At 73.5% G+C, this 12,201-nt stretch carries 12 protein-coding genes and 1 pseudogene; 9 read left to right on the top strand and 4 right to left on the bottom strand.

All coding sequences use genetic code 11. From position 1 onward, the window contains the following. The first annotated feature begins 33 nt into the window (after positions 1-33). The 4 genes from ACIA8R_RS52015 (at position 34) to ACIA8R_RS52000 (ending at position 3,567) form a co-directional block, all read left to right on the top strand. Positions 34-1,086, top strand: a complete 1,053-nt coding sequence (locus tag ACIA8R_RS52015; RefSeq protein ID WP_397045567.1) for a type III polyketide synthase — start codon at positions 34-36, stop codon at positions 1,084-1,086. Positions 1,087-1,118: 32 nt separating this feature from the next. Further along, positions 1,119-1,640, top strand: a complete 522-nt coding sequence (locus tag ACIA8R_RS52010) for an isoprenylcysteine carboxyl methyltransferase family protein (RefSeq protein ID WP_397045565.1) — start codon at positions 1,119-1,121, stop codon at positions 1,638-1,640. 4 nt (positions 1,641-1,644) lie between these two features. Beyond that, positions 1,645-2,658, top strand: a complete 1,014-nt coding sequence (locus ACIA8R_RS52005; RefSeq protein WP_364103880.1) for an NAD(P)/FAD-dependent oxidoreductase — start codon at positions 1,645-1,647, stop codon at positions 2,656-2,658. A gap of 66 nt (positions 2,659-2,724) precedes the next feature. Beyond that, positions 2,725-3,567: a dioxygenase gene (locus tag ACIA8R_RS52000; protein ID WP_364103883.1), complete on the top strand. Its 843-nt coding sequence runs from the start codon at positions 2,725-2,727 to the stop codon at positions 3,565-3,567. On the opposite strand, the gene ACIA8R_RS51995 is transcribed toward ACIA8R_RS52000, so the two are convergent. Further along, positions 3,542-4,141, bottom strand: a complete 600-nt coding sequence (locus tag ACIA8R_RS51995) for a TetR/AcrR family transcriptional regulator (RefSeq protein ID WP_397045563.1) — start codon at positions 4,139-4,141, stop codon at positions 3,542-3,544. The genes ACIA8R_RS52000 and ACIA8R_RS51995 overlap by 26 nt on opposite strands. A 103-nt stretch (positions 4,142-4,244) precedes the next feature. Here ACIA8R_RS51995 and ACIA8R_RS51990 point away from each other — a divergent pair, with 103 nt between their 5' ends. Further along, a complete protein-coding gene (locus tag ACIA8R_RS51990) occupies positions 4,245-5,204 on the top strand; it encodes an NADP-dependent oxidoreductase (protein WP_397045561.1) in 960 nt (319 codons plus the stop codon). 50 nt (positions 5,205-5,254) lie between these two features. Here ACIA8R_RS51990 and ACIA8R_RS51985 read toward each other — a convergent pair whose 3' ends face one another. After that, positions 5,255-6,844 carry a lectin gene (locus tag ACIA8R_RS51985; protein ID WP_397045559.1) on the bottom strand — a complete coding sequence of 530 codons (1,590 nt, stop codon included), beginning with the start codon at positions 6,842-6,844 and terminating at the stop codon, positions 5,255-5,257. 235 nt (positions 6,845-7,079) lie between these two features. On the opposite strand from ACIA8R_RS51985, the gene ACIA8R_RS51980 reads away from it, so the two are divergent. After that, positions 7,080-7,922 (top strand): hypothetical protein, encoded by an 843-nt coding sequence (locus tag ACIA8R_RS51980; RefSeq protein WP_397045557.1) that lies wholly within the window; start codon positions 7,080-7,082, stop codon positions 7,920-7,922. A 58-nt stretch (positions 7,923-7,980) separates the two neighbouring features. Here the strand turns inward: ACIA8R_RS51980 and ACIA8R_RS51975 are convergent, their stop codons facing one another. Continuing rightward, positions 7,981-9,624, bottom strand: a complete 1,644-nt coding sequence (locus ACIA8R_RS51975; RefSeq protein WP_397045555.1) for a serine/threonine-protein kinase — start codon at positions 9,622-9,624, stop codon at positions 7,981-7,983. Between the two features lie 165 nt (positions 9,625-9,789). On the opposite strand from ACIA8R_RS51975, the gene ACIA8R_RS51970 reads away from it, so the two are divergent. The 3 genes from ACIA8R_RS51970 to ACIA8R_RS51960 all read left to right on the top strand — a co-directional run bounded on the left by ACIA8R_RS51970 (position 9,790) and on the right by ACIA8R_RS51960 (position 11,778). Further along, the gene (locus ACIA8R_RS51970; RefSeq protein ID WP_397045553.1) at positions 9,790-10,758 is read left to right on the top strand and encodes an NAD-dependent epimerase/dehydratase family protein; all 969 of its coding nucleotides are present in this window, start codon (positions 9,790-9,792) and stop codon (positions 10,756-10,758) included. Between the two features lie 149 nt (positions 10,759-10,907). Further along, positions 10,908-11,378: a ribonuclease E activity regulator RraA gene (gene rraA, locus ACIA8R_RS51965; RefSeq protein WP_364103901.1), complete on the top strand. Its 471-nt coding sequence runs from the start codon at positions 10,908-10,910 to the stop codon at positions 11,376-11,378. An 88-nt stretch (positions 11,379-11,466) separates the two neighbouring features. Continuing rightward, a complete protein-coding gene (locus tag ACIA8R_RS51960; RefSeq protein WP_397045551.1) occupies positions 11,467-11,778 on the top strand; it encodes an EthD family reductase in 312 nt (103 codons plus the stop codon). 66 nt (positions 11,779-11,844) lie between these two features. On the opposite strand, the pseudogene ACIA8R_RS51955 reads toward ACIA8R_RS51960, so the two are convergent. Next, positions 11,845-12,201: pseudogene (locus ACIA8R_RS51955) on the bottom strand (hypothetical protein); the annotation flags it as partial.

Raw genomic sequence — 12,201 nt, 5'->3', positions numbered from 1 at the left:
AGTGTTGTGGGCGACCTGCCGAGGGAGCACTGCATGACCCGAATCTCCGCAGTCCGTTGCGCGTTCCCTCCTCACCGGTACCCACAGTCCGAGCTCACCGACATGGCCGCCCGCCTGTGCCTGCCCGACGGCGCCGACCGCCGCCTCCTCGACCGCCTGCACCGCAGCGCCCGCGTGGAGCACCGCAACCTCGCCCTCCCCATCGACCGGTACGAGAAGCTGAACGGCTTCGGCGCCGCCAACGACGCGTTCGTCTCCGTCGCGGTCGAGCTGGGGCTGGAGAGCGTGAAGGCCGCCCTGGACGCCGCCGAGCTGGAGCCGACCGACGTGGACCTGATCATGTTCACGTCGGTGACCGGCATCGCCGCGCCGTCCGTGGACGCCCGGCTGGCCGCCGGGCTCGGGCTGCGGCCCGACGTCAAGCGGGTGCCGGTCTTCGGCCTGGGCTGCGTGGCGGGCGCGGCGGGCATCGCCAGGCTGCACGACTACCTGCGCGGCTGGCCGGACCACGTGGCCGTGCTGCTGTCGGTGGAGCTGTGCTCGCTGACCGTGCAGCGCGGCGACTCCTCGCCCGCGAACCTGGTCGCCAGTGCGCTGTTCGGCGACGGCGCGGCGGCCGTGGTCGCCTGCGGCGCCGAGCGCGGCACGGCCGGGCCCGAGGTCGTCGCCACCCGCAGCCACCTGTATCCCGGGTCCGAGCACGTCATGGGCTGGCAGGTGGGCGACACCGGGTTCCGGGTGATGCTGGACGCCAGCGTCCCCGCCGTGGTGCGCCGTCACCTGGCCGACGACGTGCACGGGTTCCTGGCCGAGCACGGGCTCACCGCCGCGGACGTGACGGCGTGGGTGTGCCATCCGGGCGGGCCCAAGGTGCTGGAGGCGGTGTCGGAGGTGCTGGAGCTGCCCGCGGGCGCGCTCGACGTGACGTGGCGCTCGCTGGCGGCCAACGGCAACCTGTCGTCGTCCTCGGTCCTGCACGTGCTCGGCGAGACCCTGGCCGGCGAGCCGCCCGCACCGGGGTCCTGGGGGCTGGTCATCGCGATGGGCCCCGGTTTCTGCTCCGAGCTCGTCCTGCTGCGTTTCTAGCCCGTTCCCTCTACTTCTCCGGCGGTTGACCTGTGACCTGGTATCTGGCGCTCATCGTGCTCGTCGGCCTGGAACGCCTGGCCGAGCTGGTCGTCGCCAGGCGCAACGCCGCCTGGAGCATGGCGCGCGGCGGCGTGGTGACCGGCCGAGGGCACTATCCGTGGATGGTGGCGCTGCACACCGGGCTGCTGGTGTGCGCGCCGCTGGAGGTGGCCCTGGCCGGGCGGCCGTTCGTGCCCGCGCTCGGCTGGCCGATGCTCGCGGCGGTCGTGGCGGCCCAGGGGCTGCGGTGGTGGTGCATCACGTCGCTCGGGCCGCGCTGGAACACGCAGGTGATCGTGGTGCCGGGGTTGCCGCTGGTGCGGCGGGGGCCGTACCGGCTGGCGTGGTTGCGGCACCCCAACTACGTGGCGGTGGCGGCCGAGGGGCTGGCGCTGCCGCTGGTGCACACGGCGTGGCTGACGGCGCTGGCGTTCACGCTGCTCAACGCCGCGCTGATGGTGGTGCGCATCCGGTGCGAGAACGCCGCGCTCGCCGTCGCGGCCGGGGGGTGAGCCGGTGATCGACGTGCTGGTCGCGGGCGGCGGCCCGGCGGGGCTGGCCACGGCCATCCACGCGGCGCTGGCCGGGATGGAGGCGGTCGTCGTCGAGCCGCGCGCCGCGCCGGTGGACAAGGCGTGCGGCGAGGGCGTCATGCCGGGCGGGGTGGCCGCGCTGACGGCGATGGGCGTGCCGGTCGAGGGACGCGGCTTCCGCGGCATCCACTACCTCGACGGGCGGCGGGAGGCGCGGGCGGCGTTCGCCGCCGGGCCGGGGCTGGGCGTGCGGCGTACGAGCCTGCACGGCGCGCTCTGGCAGCGGGCCGCCGAGCTGGGCGTCAAGACGGTCACCGGCCGGATCACCCGCGCCGAGCAGGACAGGGACGGCGTGCGCGCGATCGGGCTGCGGGCCCGCTGGCTGGTGGCCGCCGACGGCCTGCACTCGCCGCTGCGCCGCTCGCTCGGCCTCGACCAGCCGGCCCGCGGCCCCCGCCGGTACGGGCTGCGCAGGCACTACCGGATCGAGCCGTGGAGCGACTTCGTCGAGGTCCACTGGTCGGGCGCCGGGGAGGCGTACGTCACGCCGGTCGGCGACGACCTGGTCGGCGTCGCGGTCCTCAGCTCGGCGCGGCGCGGCTTCGACGAGCACCTGCGCGGCTTCCCCGGCCTGGCCCGCCGCCTGGACGGCCCGGCCGTCACCCCGGTGCGCGGCGCGGGCCCGCTGCGCCAGGGCGTGCGCGCCCGCCGCGCCGGGCGTGTCCTGCTGGTCGGCGACGCGGCCGGTTACGTGGACGCGCTCACCGGCGAGGGCGTCTCGCTGGCCGTGCGATCGGCGGAGCTGCTGGTCGCGTGCCTGGCGGCGGATCGTCCGCAGGACTACGACGGCGCGTGGCTGCGGCTGTCGCGCACGCACCGGCTGCTGACGGCGGCGCTGGTCCAGGCGGCCCGGCGACCCGGCACGGCCCGGCTGGTGGTGCCCGCGGCGCGCCGGCTGCCCCGCGTGTTCGCGGGCGTGGTCCGCGTCCTGGCCTGAGTCTTCCCGGGGGCCCGGACGTGTGCGGATAATGAACCCCCACGGTCCCCGTCAAGGACGGTCGCCATGACAGACAAGCTCGTGCGGCAGGTGCTCGACCAGGTCCACGGCCCCGACCCGCGGGTCAACGAGATCGTCTCCGCGCTGGTCGCCCACCTGCACGCGTTCGTGGACGAGGTGCGCCCCACCGAGGCCGAATGGCGGGCCGGGCTGGCCTTCCTCGCCGAGACCGGCACGTGGTGCACGCCGGAGCGCGACGAGTTCGTGCTGCTGTCGGACATGCTCGGCCTGACCTCCGCCGTGGACGAGGTCAACCACGCCGGCCCGGAGAACATGACGCCCTCCTCGGTCGAGGGCCCCTTCCACTCCCCCGCCCCCGCCCGCGAGCCCGGCGCGTGGATCAGCGGCGGCCCCGAGCGCGGGCGCGGGACGCCCATGGTCGTGCACGGCCGGGTGCTGTCCTGCGACGGCGTCCCGCTGCCCGGCGCGACCGTGGACCTGTGGCAGGCCGCCGACAACGGCCTGTACGACAGCCAGGACGCCGCCCAGGAGCCCGGCAACCTGCGCGGCCTGTTCACCGCGGACGCCGAGGGCCGCTACTGGTTCCGCACGGTCCGCCCGAGCAGCTACGCGGTGCCCGTCGACGGCACCGCCGGCCGGCTGCTGCGCGCGGTCGGGCGGCACCCGATGCGCCCGGCCCACCTGCACTACCAGGTCATCGCGCCCGGCCACCGGCCGCTGACCACGCACGTGTTCCTGGCCGGCGACCCCTACCTGGGCTCCGACGCGGCGTACGCGGTCAAGGAGGAGCTGGTGCGGCGGCCGGTGCCGCGCACCGGGGGGTGGGACATGGACGGGCCGTACGAGGAGGTGGAGTTCGACCTCAGGCTGGTGCCGCTCGGCCGGTGAGGTCGCCCGGCGGGCGGAGGCCGTCCATGAGCAGGCCGAAGAAGTGGTCGCCGCGCGCGGCCAGCGAGGGGGCCTGCTCGGCGATCCAGCTCACCGCGTTGGCCAGCGCGAACAGGTCGAGCCCCGTCACGTCGGCGCGCACCTCGCCCGTGGCCTGGGCGCGTTCCAGGAGCCGTCCTCCCGCGTGGCGCATCGCGTGGCAGGAGGCGTGCAGCGGCGAGCCCTCGTCGTTGATCGTGGCCATCATCGAGGCGGCCAGCCCCCGGTAGGCGCCCGCGCCCTCGACGAACGCGCGCAGCCACTCCACCAGCGCCTCGCGCGGCGCGGCGGCGCCGGCCAGCGCCTGGGCGCGCTCGGCGAGCCGGTCGAAGCGCTGCCGCAGCAGCGCCTCCAGCAGCGCCTCCCTGGTCGGGAAGTGCCGGTAGAGCGTGCCCATCCCGACCTCGGCGCGGCGGGCGACGTCGCGCAGGGACGCCTCGGTGCCCTGCTCCTCGATGACGGCGGCGGCCACGGCCAGGATGCGCTCCCGGTTGCGCTGGGCGTCCGCGCGCCGGTTACGGGGTGTTTCGGTCATCCGCCACCTTCCGGCCGATTGACAAGTGGAGCAGCGCTCCGGTTATGATCCGGAACACTGCTCCGCATCATAGCGGCGCCCGTCTCCCCGAGGAGAATCGACGATGAAGGCCATCCGCGTGCACGAGGTCGGCGGCCCCGAGGTCCTGCGGCTCGAAGAGGTCCCCGTGCCCGTGCCGAAGCCGGGCGAGGTCCTGGTCCAGGTGCGCGCCGCCGCGCTCAACCCGCCCGACTGGTACGCCCGCAGGGGGTTCGCCAACATCCCGCCGTCGAAGCGGCCGGAGATCCCGCTGCCCTTCACCCCCGGCTCGGACGTGTCGGGCGTCGTCGCGGCACTCGGCCCCGGCGTCACCGACTGGCGGGAGGGCGACGAGGTGTACGGCCTCGTCCGCTTCCCCCGCGTCGGCGACGAGGGCGGCAGGGGGTACGCCGAGTACACCACCGCCCCGGCCGGTCACCTGGCCCGCAAGCCCGCCACGGTGGACCACGTCGCCGCCGCCGCGGTGCCGATGGCCGGGCTGACCGCCTACCAGTACGTCCACGACATCATCGGCCTGCGGCCCGGCAGCCGGGTCCTGGTCAACGGCGCGGCCGGCGGTGTCGGCCACTTCGCCGTCCAGCTCGCCGCGGATCTCGGCGCGCACGTCATCGGCGTCGCCTCCGGCCGGCACGAGGCGTTCCTGAAGGACCTGGGCGTGGCCGAGTTCGTCGACTACACCCGCGTCGCCCCGCAGGACGCGGTACGCGACGTGGACTGCCTGATCGACGCCGTGGGCGGCCCCGACGGCCACCGCCTGCTGCCCGTGCTCAAGGACGGCGGCACGCTCAGCCCGGTCTTCTTCGGCGACTACCACGACGAGGAGGTCGCGCGGCGCGGCATCGTGCGCCGCGGCGGCCAGGTGCACTCCGACGGGGCCCAGATGGCCGCGCTCGCCGAGCTGATCGACGCCGGACGGCTGCGCGTCGGCGTCGACAGCGTCTTCCCGCTGGAGGAGGCCCCGAAGGCGCACGAGCGCGCCGAGCAGGGCCACATCCAGGGGAAGATCGTCCTTCGCGTGGCCTGACCTGGCCCCGAGCGGGGCCGGAGCGGGCCCGCATGGTCCCGCGGTGGGCCTCAGGTTCGGGTCCAGCGCTGGTTGGCGCCGCCGTTGCAGGTCCAGATGACGAGCCTGGTCCCGTTGGCGGTGGCGTTGTCCGGCACGTCGAGGCACTTGTTCGCGCCGACGGCCGTGACCGTGCCGTCGGCGCCGAGCCGCCACTGCTGGTTGGTCTGGCCGTTGCAGTCCCAGATGATCACGCGGGTGCCGTCGGCGGTGCCGCGGTCGTACACGTCGAGGCACTTGCCGCCGTAGACGCGCAGCTCGCCACCGGCGGTCGGGGTCCACTGCTGGTTGGGGCCGCCGTTGCAGTCCCAGATCTGGACCTGGGTGCCACTGGTCTGGGACGCGCCGGGCACGTCCAGGCACCTGCCGGAGCCGGCGCCCTTGAGCGCGGTGGCCGCCGGGGGCGTGCCGCCGCCGGTGACGACGTACATGGCGGCTCCATGGGCGGGGACGGAGGCGCTGATCGTGCCCGTCGAGGAGCCGGTCGTGTGGGCCCACAGGTCGCGCACGGCGTAGCCGGAGGCGGCGCCGAGGCCCAGCGCGGAGGCGGTGGTGGAGACGGTGGCCGCCGCGCTCCCCCGGTTGAGCAGCACGACGGCGACCGAGCCGGTGCCCGTGCCGGTCGCGGCCATGGGCTTGCGCCAGACCTCCAGGTTCCCGTTGTCGGCGATCTTGTGCCCCTGCCGGCCGCCCCAGTCCTGGTCGACGGCGATGACCTCGCCGTTGGTGAGGATCGTCCGGGTCTCGGCGCTCATCGAACGCAGGTCGTTGCCCGCGACCAGCGGCGCGTTCAGCAGCGCCCACAGGCTGAAGTGGGCCCGGGACTCGGTGGCGGTGAGCCCGGCGTTGCCGACCTCCAGCATGTCGGGGTCGTTCCAGCCGCCCGGCCCCGAGTACGCCTCCAGCCCGGCCTGGCTGTCCAGGATGCCCATGACCGAGCCCCAGTTGGCCTGGATGTCGCCCGTGGTGCGCCAGGAGTTGCCGACCGGCATGCCCCAGGTCCAGACGCTGTCCTGGCCCCAGTTGCACAGGCTGTAGAGGATCGGCCGGCCGGTGGCGGCCAGCGCGTCGCGCATGGCGGTGTAGCGCTGCTGCGCGCTCTGCCCGAGGTGGTCGCCGCAGTTGTCGTACTTGAGGTAGTCCACGCCCCAGGACGCCCACAGGGCCGCGTCCCTGCGCTCGTTGCCGAGGCTGGCCGGGTAGCCGGCGCACGTCGTGGTGCCGGCCGAGGAGTAGATGCCGAGCTTGAGCCCCTTGCCGTGGACGTAGTCGGCGACCGCCTTGATGCCGCCGGGGAACTTCTGCGGGTCGGGGACGAGGTCGCCGGCCGTACTGCGGGTCCTGGTGGACCAGCAGTCGTCGATGTTGACGTACGCGTAGCCGGCCGCGGCCATGCCGGAGGCGACCATGGCGTCGGCCGTCTGCCTGACGAGGGCGTCGCTGACCGAGCAGCCGAAGCTGTTCCAGTCATTCCACCCCATTTGGGGCGTTCTGGCGAGGCCGTTGTCCAGGGCGGAGGCGGGCGGCGCCAGGCCGGCGACGGCGATCAGGCAGGTCGCGGTGAGGGCCAGGGCGAGGGTTGACCGAAGGATCGCACGCATGGGACTCCTTCAACACCGAGGATGAGAACCCAACATGATCCGACTAAATCAAACGGGATCGTCCGTCGGTTTGCGTGTGGAGTCAAGGGGTCTTGAGGGATTCTGTTGCCTGCCGTTCGGCGCGCAAAGGGCTTCCGAAGGGGTGACACGGAGCCCTTCGGGCCGCGTTTCAAGTCGCTGACCTGCGGTTACTATCTGTAGCGATTAGATCATCGACAGTGATTGGATCGGTGTGATGCGACGACTCATCGCAGCACTTGCCTCTTGCGCCACGATCGGCGCCATTCCGCTCGTCACCGCCGTCCCGGCCGTCGCCGACCCGGGTCCGGAGCCGTTCTTCGCGGCTCCGGGCTACGACGTCAGGGGGCCCTACCTCGGCGACCACGACGACGACCGCTGCAAGGACGACGACCACAACAAGGACGGCCACCACCGGCACCCCTGGGTCGGCGACCTTCTCTGGGACGACGACGACGACCGCCGGAAGGACGACGACCACTGCAAGGACGACGACCACCGGCACCAGTGGGACAACAACCGCCCCTGGGACGGTGACGACGACGACCGCTGCAAGGACGACGACCACCGGCAGCAGTGGGACAACAACCGCCCCTGGGACGACGACGACCGCCGGAAGGACGACGACCGCTGCAAGGACGACGACCACCGGCAGCAGTGGGACAACAACCGCCCCTGGGACGGTGACGACGACGACCGCTGCAAGGACGAGGACCACCGGCACCAGTGGGACAGCGACCGCCCCTGGGACGGCGACCGCGACGAGGACGACGACCGCTGGCGCGATGACGACCGCTGCAAGGACGACGACCGCCACGAGGACAAGCGCTGGAACGACGACGACCGCCGCGACAACCGCTGGCGGGAGAGCGGCCACGACGAGGACGACGAGCGCTGGCGCGACGGCGACCGTGAGTGGGGCTGGAACCACCAGTACGTGACCTCGCTGCGCTGCCGCATCGGCGGCGGCACGGTCGTCGGCAGCTGGCACAGCCCGACCAGGCTGTCCTGCTACGGCGGAAGGTACAACGGGTATTGGGTGGTCAGCTACGGGCTGTGATGCCCGTGCGTGCCATCAGGGCGGGTCTGCTGCGCGGGCCCGCCCTTCTCGTGCCCGCCTACGGCGTGCACATGGTGAACGTGACGGACTTCGTCCTGGGCGACGGGCTCAGGATCCGGTAGGCGACGGTGTGCCTGCCGCCCGCCGGGGTGACGAGCCTCCTGGAGCTGACGTGGTCGCCGCGGCTGCCCGCCGGCAGACGGGACGTCCCGCGCTCGACGACCCTGCCGTCGTAGAGCCACTGGTAGGAGAAGGCGGCGCCGGTGCGGGTGGCGTCCACTCCGGCGGCGAAGTTGAGCGCGCCGGTGTAGCAGGTGACCCCCGCGGAGTTGATCTTCGAGGCGCCCTGGACGCGGACGTACGCCAGGGCGAACGACGCCGTCCCGGTGGGGGTGGGTGACGGCGTGGAGCGTTCCGGAGAGCCGGTGGGGGTGGGACGGGGGCGGGCCGCGCGGCGCTGCGGCGTCCTCGTGGGCCTCGGAGCGGCCGTGCCGTGCCTGGACGGCCTCGCCGTGGCGGACGTCCGCACGGCTTCCTGGGCGGAACGCACCTCGGCGTCCGCCTGGCGCTTGCCGGAGTTCCACACCACGACCCCGGCCGCCACGCACACGGCCACCGCCCCGGCTCCGAGCACCAGCACCGGCGACCGCCTCCCCAGGGCCTTCCCCGCCCCTGGAGCACCCCCCGCACCACCAGCCGCCGCACTGCCGGCCGCCGCGCCACCAGCCACGGGACCGCCGGACGGCAGCCCTGCCGGATGCCCGCCACCGGCCTGCCCGCCACCCGGGAACGTGCCACCGGCATGCGGGCCGGTCGGATGCGGGCCGGTCGGATGCGGGCCGGTCGGATGCGGGCCGGTCGGATGCGGGCCGGTCGGATGCGGGCCGGGGGCGGTGGCCGGGTGGGGTTCGCCCAGGAGGAGGGGCAGGACGGTCGTCATGGGCGGGCGCGCCTGAGGATCCTTGGCCAGGCAGGCGCGGACGATCTCACGCAACGGGTCCGGCAGCTCGCCGAGCTGCGGCTCCCCCCGAAGAATGCGCCCCGCGACCGCGGGCGGCGCGTCGTCGCCGAACGGCGGACGGCCCGTGGCCGCGAACACCATCACCGACGCCCACGCGAAGACGTCCGCCGCCGCCCCCGCCGAGCCTCCGTCCAGCTGCTCCGGCGCCATGTACGCCACCGCGCCCCCGTCGGCCCCCTGTCCGGGCCCGGTCCCCGCACCGGCACGACCGGAGCCCGGCCCCGTGCCGGCGGTGCCGAAGCCGACCAGACGCGCGCCGTCCCGGCCGAGCAGCACGCTGGACGGCTTGAGGTCACCGTGCGTGAGCCCCGCCCGGTGCACCGCGGCCAGCCCCGTGGCGGTGCCGACCGCCAGGTGCCGCAGCTGACCGCCGCCGAGCCGGCCCACCTCGGCCAGCGACGGCCCCTCCACGTACTCGCTCACGATGTACGACAACCGCCCCCAGGCCGCGTCGAGCACTCGCGCGACGCCCGGCGGCTCGACCCGGCGGGCCGCCTCCGTCAGGGCGGCGAACCGTTCACCGGCCACGATGCCGTGCAGGACCTTGACGGCCACGGGCCGCCCGTCCGGCCCCTGGCCGAGGTAGACGACCCCCTGCCCGCCGGAGGCCAGCCATCCGGTGATCCGGTGGGCTCCCAAGGACGTGGGGTCTCCAGGACGTAAAGGCTCGGCGTTCGGCATGAGGCGGTGACTCCTGGGGACAGCAGCGGTACCGAATCATGAACTTTAGCGGGATGAATCCAGATCCGCCGCCCCCGGGATGCCCCATTGGACAGCCACCCTGTCCGCGTACTACGTTAATCATCGGCAGCACTGACGATCAGTGATGCTGATGAAAGGAACAGTATGATCCTCATCACGGGCGGGCTCGGCTTCATCGGGACGCACACCGCGCGAGCGCTGCTCGACCTCGGCGAATCCGTCGTGCTCGTCCAGCGCCGGGCCCCCGAGGTGCCCGCGCTGCTGGCCGGCGAGGCCGAGGGACGGCTCGCCGTCGAACAGGCCGACCTCGACGACCGCGCTTCGCTGCTCGCCCTGGGCGACCGGCACAAGATCACCGGGATCGTGCACCTGGCGGGCTCGATCCCGTGGCCGCCCGGCGCGCACGAGCCGGTCGAGGGGGTCGAGAAGTCCGTCGCGAGCCTGCTCAACGTCTTCCACGCCGCCACCGAATGGCAGGTGTCCCGGCTCGGCCTGGCCAGCACCATCGGCGTCTACGGCGGCGTCGAGGCCCCCGGTCCGCTGGGCGAGGACCTGCCGCTGACGATGGCGGCCTCCCATCCGATCCCGACGTTCAAGAAGATCGGCGAGCTGATGGCCGGTCATCTGGCCGCGGCGACCGGCCTGGAGGTGGTCAACCTCCGCATCGGCGCGATCTGGGGGCCGCTCGGGCACCCGCGCTCACCGTTCTTCCTGCTGCCGCAGCTCGTGCACGCCGCCGTACGGGGTTCCGCGCCGGACCTGACGAGCCCCGCGTGGGGCGCGTACGCCGGGGACGGCGGCGACCTGTGCTACGTCAAGGACTGCGCGCGGGCCATCGCGTCGCTGCAGACGGCCGAGCGGCTGCGCCATCGCACGTACAACGTGGCCACCGGGCGGATGACCACCAACGGCGAGGTCGCCGCGGCGATCCGGCGGGCCGCGCCCGGCGCGGACGTCGAGCTGCGCGAGGGCCGCGACCCCGCCGGGACCGGCCGTGACACCTACCTCGACATCACCCGGCTGCGCGAGGACACCGGCTTCGAGCCCGCCTACGACGTCGAGACCGGGGTGGCCGACTACGCCTCCTGGCTCCGCGCGGGCCACGACCGATAGCGGAACCGGCGGCCAGAACGTGGGTCTCGGCGACCTCGCCCTTCTGCCGGGGCCGCGACCCCGGCCGGGCCGACCGGCTTGCCGACCTCCGGGGAGCCCGGCGTGGCAGCATGAACGCGACCGCTGACACTCCGCCAGGAAAGGCCCCCATGAACACCGCGGACCTGTACGACGAGCGCGGCGACGAGCTCGACTCCTGCGACCTGCAACTCCGCCAGTACGGCGGGCGCCGCGCCTTCCACGGCACGATCGCCACCGTGCGCTGCCACCAGGACAACGCCCTGCTCAAGGCGGTCCTGTCGGAGCCCGGCGAAGGACGGGTCCTGGTGGTGGACGGCGGCGGCTCGCTGCACGCCGCACTGATGGGCGACATGATCGCGGGTGGGGCGGTCGCGGCCGGTTGGGCGGGCGTGGTGATCCACGGCGCCGTCCGGGACGTGACCGCGCTGCGCGAGCTGGATCTCGGCGTGAAGGCGTTGGGCTCCAACCCGCGCAAGAGCGGCAAGACGGGCACCGGCGAGCGGGACGTGCCGGTCACGTTCGGCGGCGTCACGTTCTCGCCGGGGGCCGAGCTGTTCAGCGACGACGACGGGATTCTCGTCACCCGCGTGCCGAGCTGACCTACTTCCTATTTGCCCGTTCCGTCGGGGTTATCAGGGAACCCGGGCTGTGATTTCGTGGCAGGACATCACGATCCGGAGGCGGACCATGGCATTCCAGCTCATCGTGCTCTACCACCACCCCGAGGACGTCGCGGCCTTCGACAAGCACTACGACGAGATCCACGTCCCGCTCGCGGCCGCGCTGCCCGGCCTGCGGACCTACACCGTCCAGCGTCCGGTGGCCGGGGGCGGGCAGCGGCCTGCCTACCACCTGGTCGCGGTGCTGACCTGGGACGACGAGCAGTCGTTCCTCGCGGCGATGGCCAGCGAGAAGGGGCAGGCGGCGGTCGCCGACGTGGGAGAGTTCGCCGTGGCGGGGGTCACGATGACGACCGGGCCGTCGGCGTCGGTGCTCTGAGACATGCGAGAAGGGCGTTCCCCGTGGTCGGGGAACGCCCTTCGTCGTGTACGCGCTGTGCGGGTGTTACTTCTTGACCGACAGGGGGACGGTGCCGGTGTCCTGCTGACGCCAGGCGCCGGTGTCGAACGCCACCGGAGCGGCCTTCTTGCCCACACCCTGACCCCACTTGGTCACCACATACTGGATCTTGATGTGGCCCTCGCCCTTGACGCCGTCCACGCCCAGGGTGTCGGGGTTGAACTTGCCGCCGGTCAGCTCGGCGAACGTCTTGGCGTCCAGGTCCAGCATCACACCACGGCTGGAGGGGTCACCCGGGCCACGGTCACCCACGAAGAACGGCAGCTTCTTGCCCTGGTAGACGACATAGCCCTCGGTCATCAGCGGCCAGGACGGCGAAGCGGCGAGACCCTTCTGCATCGG

The sequence above is a fragment of the Nonomuraea sp. NPDC051191 genome (assembly GCF_044455665.1).
Taxonomy (GTDB): domain Bacteria; phylum Actinomycetota; class Actinomycetes; order Streptosporangiales; family Streptosporangiaceae; genus Nonomuraea.
Note: the sequence above shows the minus strand (reverse complement) of the source record. Positions and strands in the feature narration are given on the sequence as shown.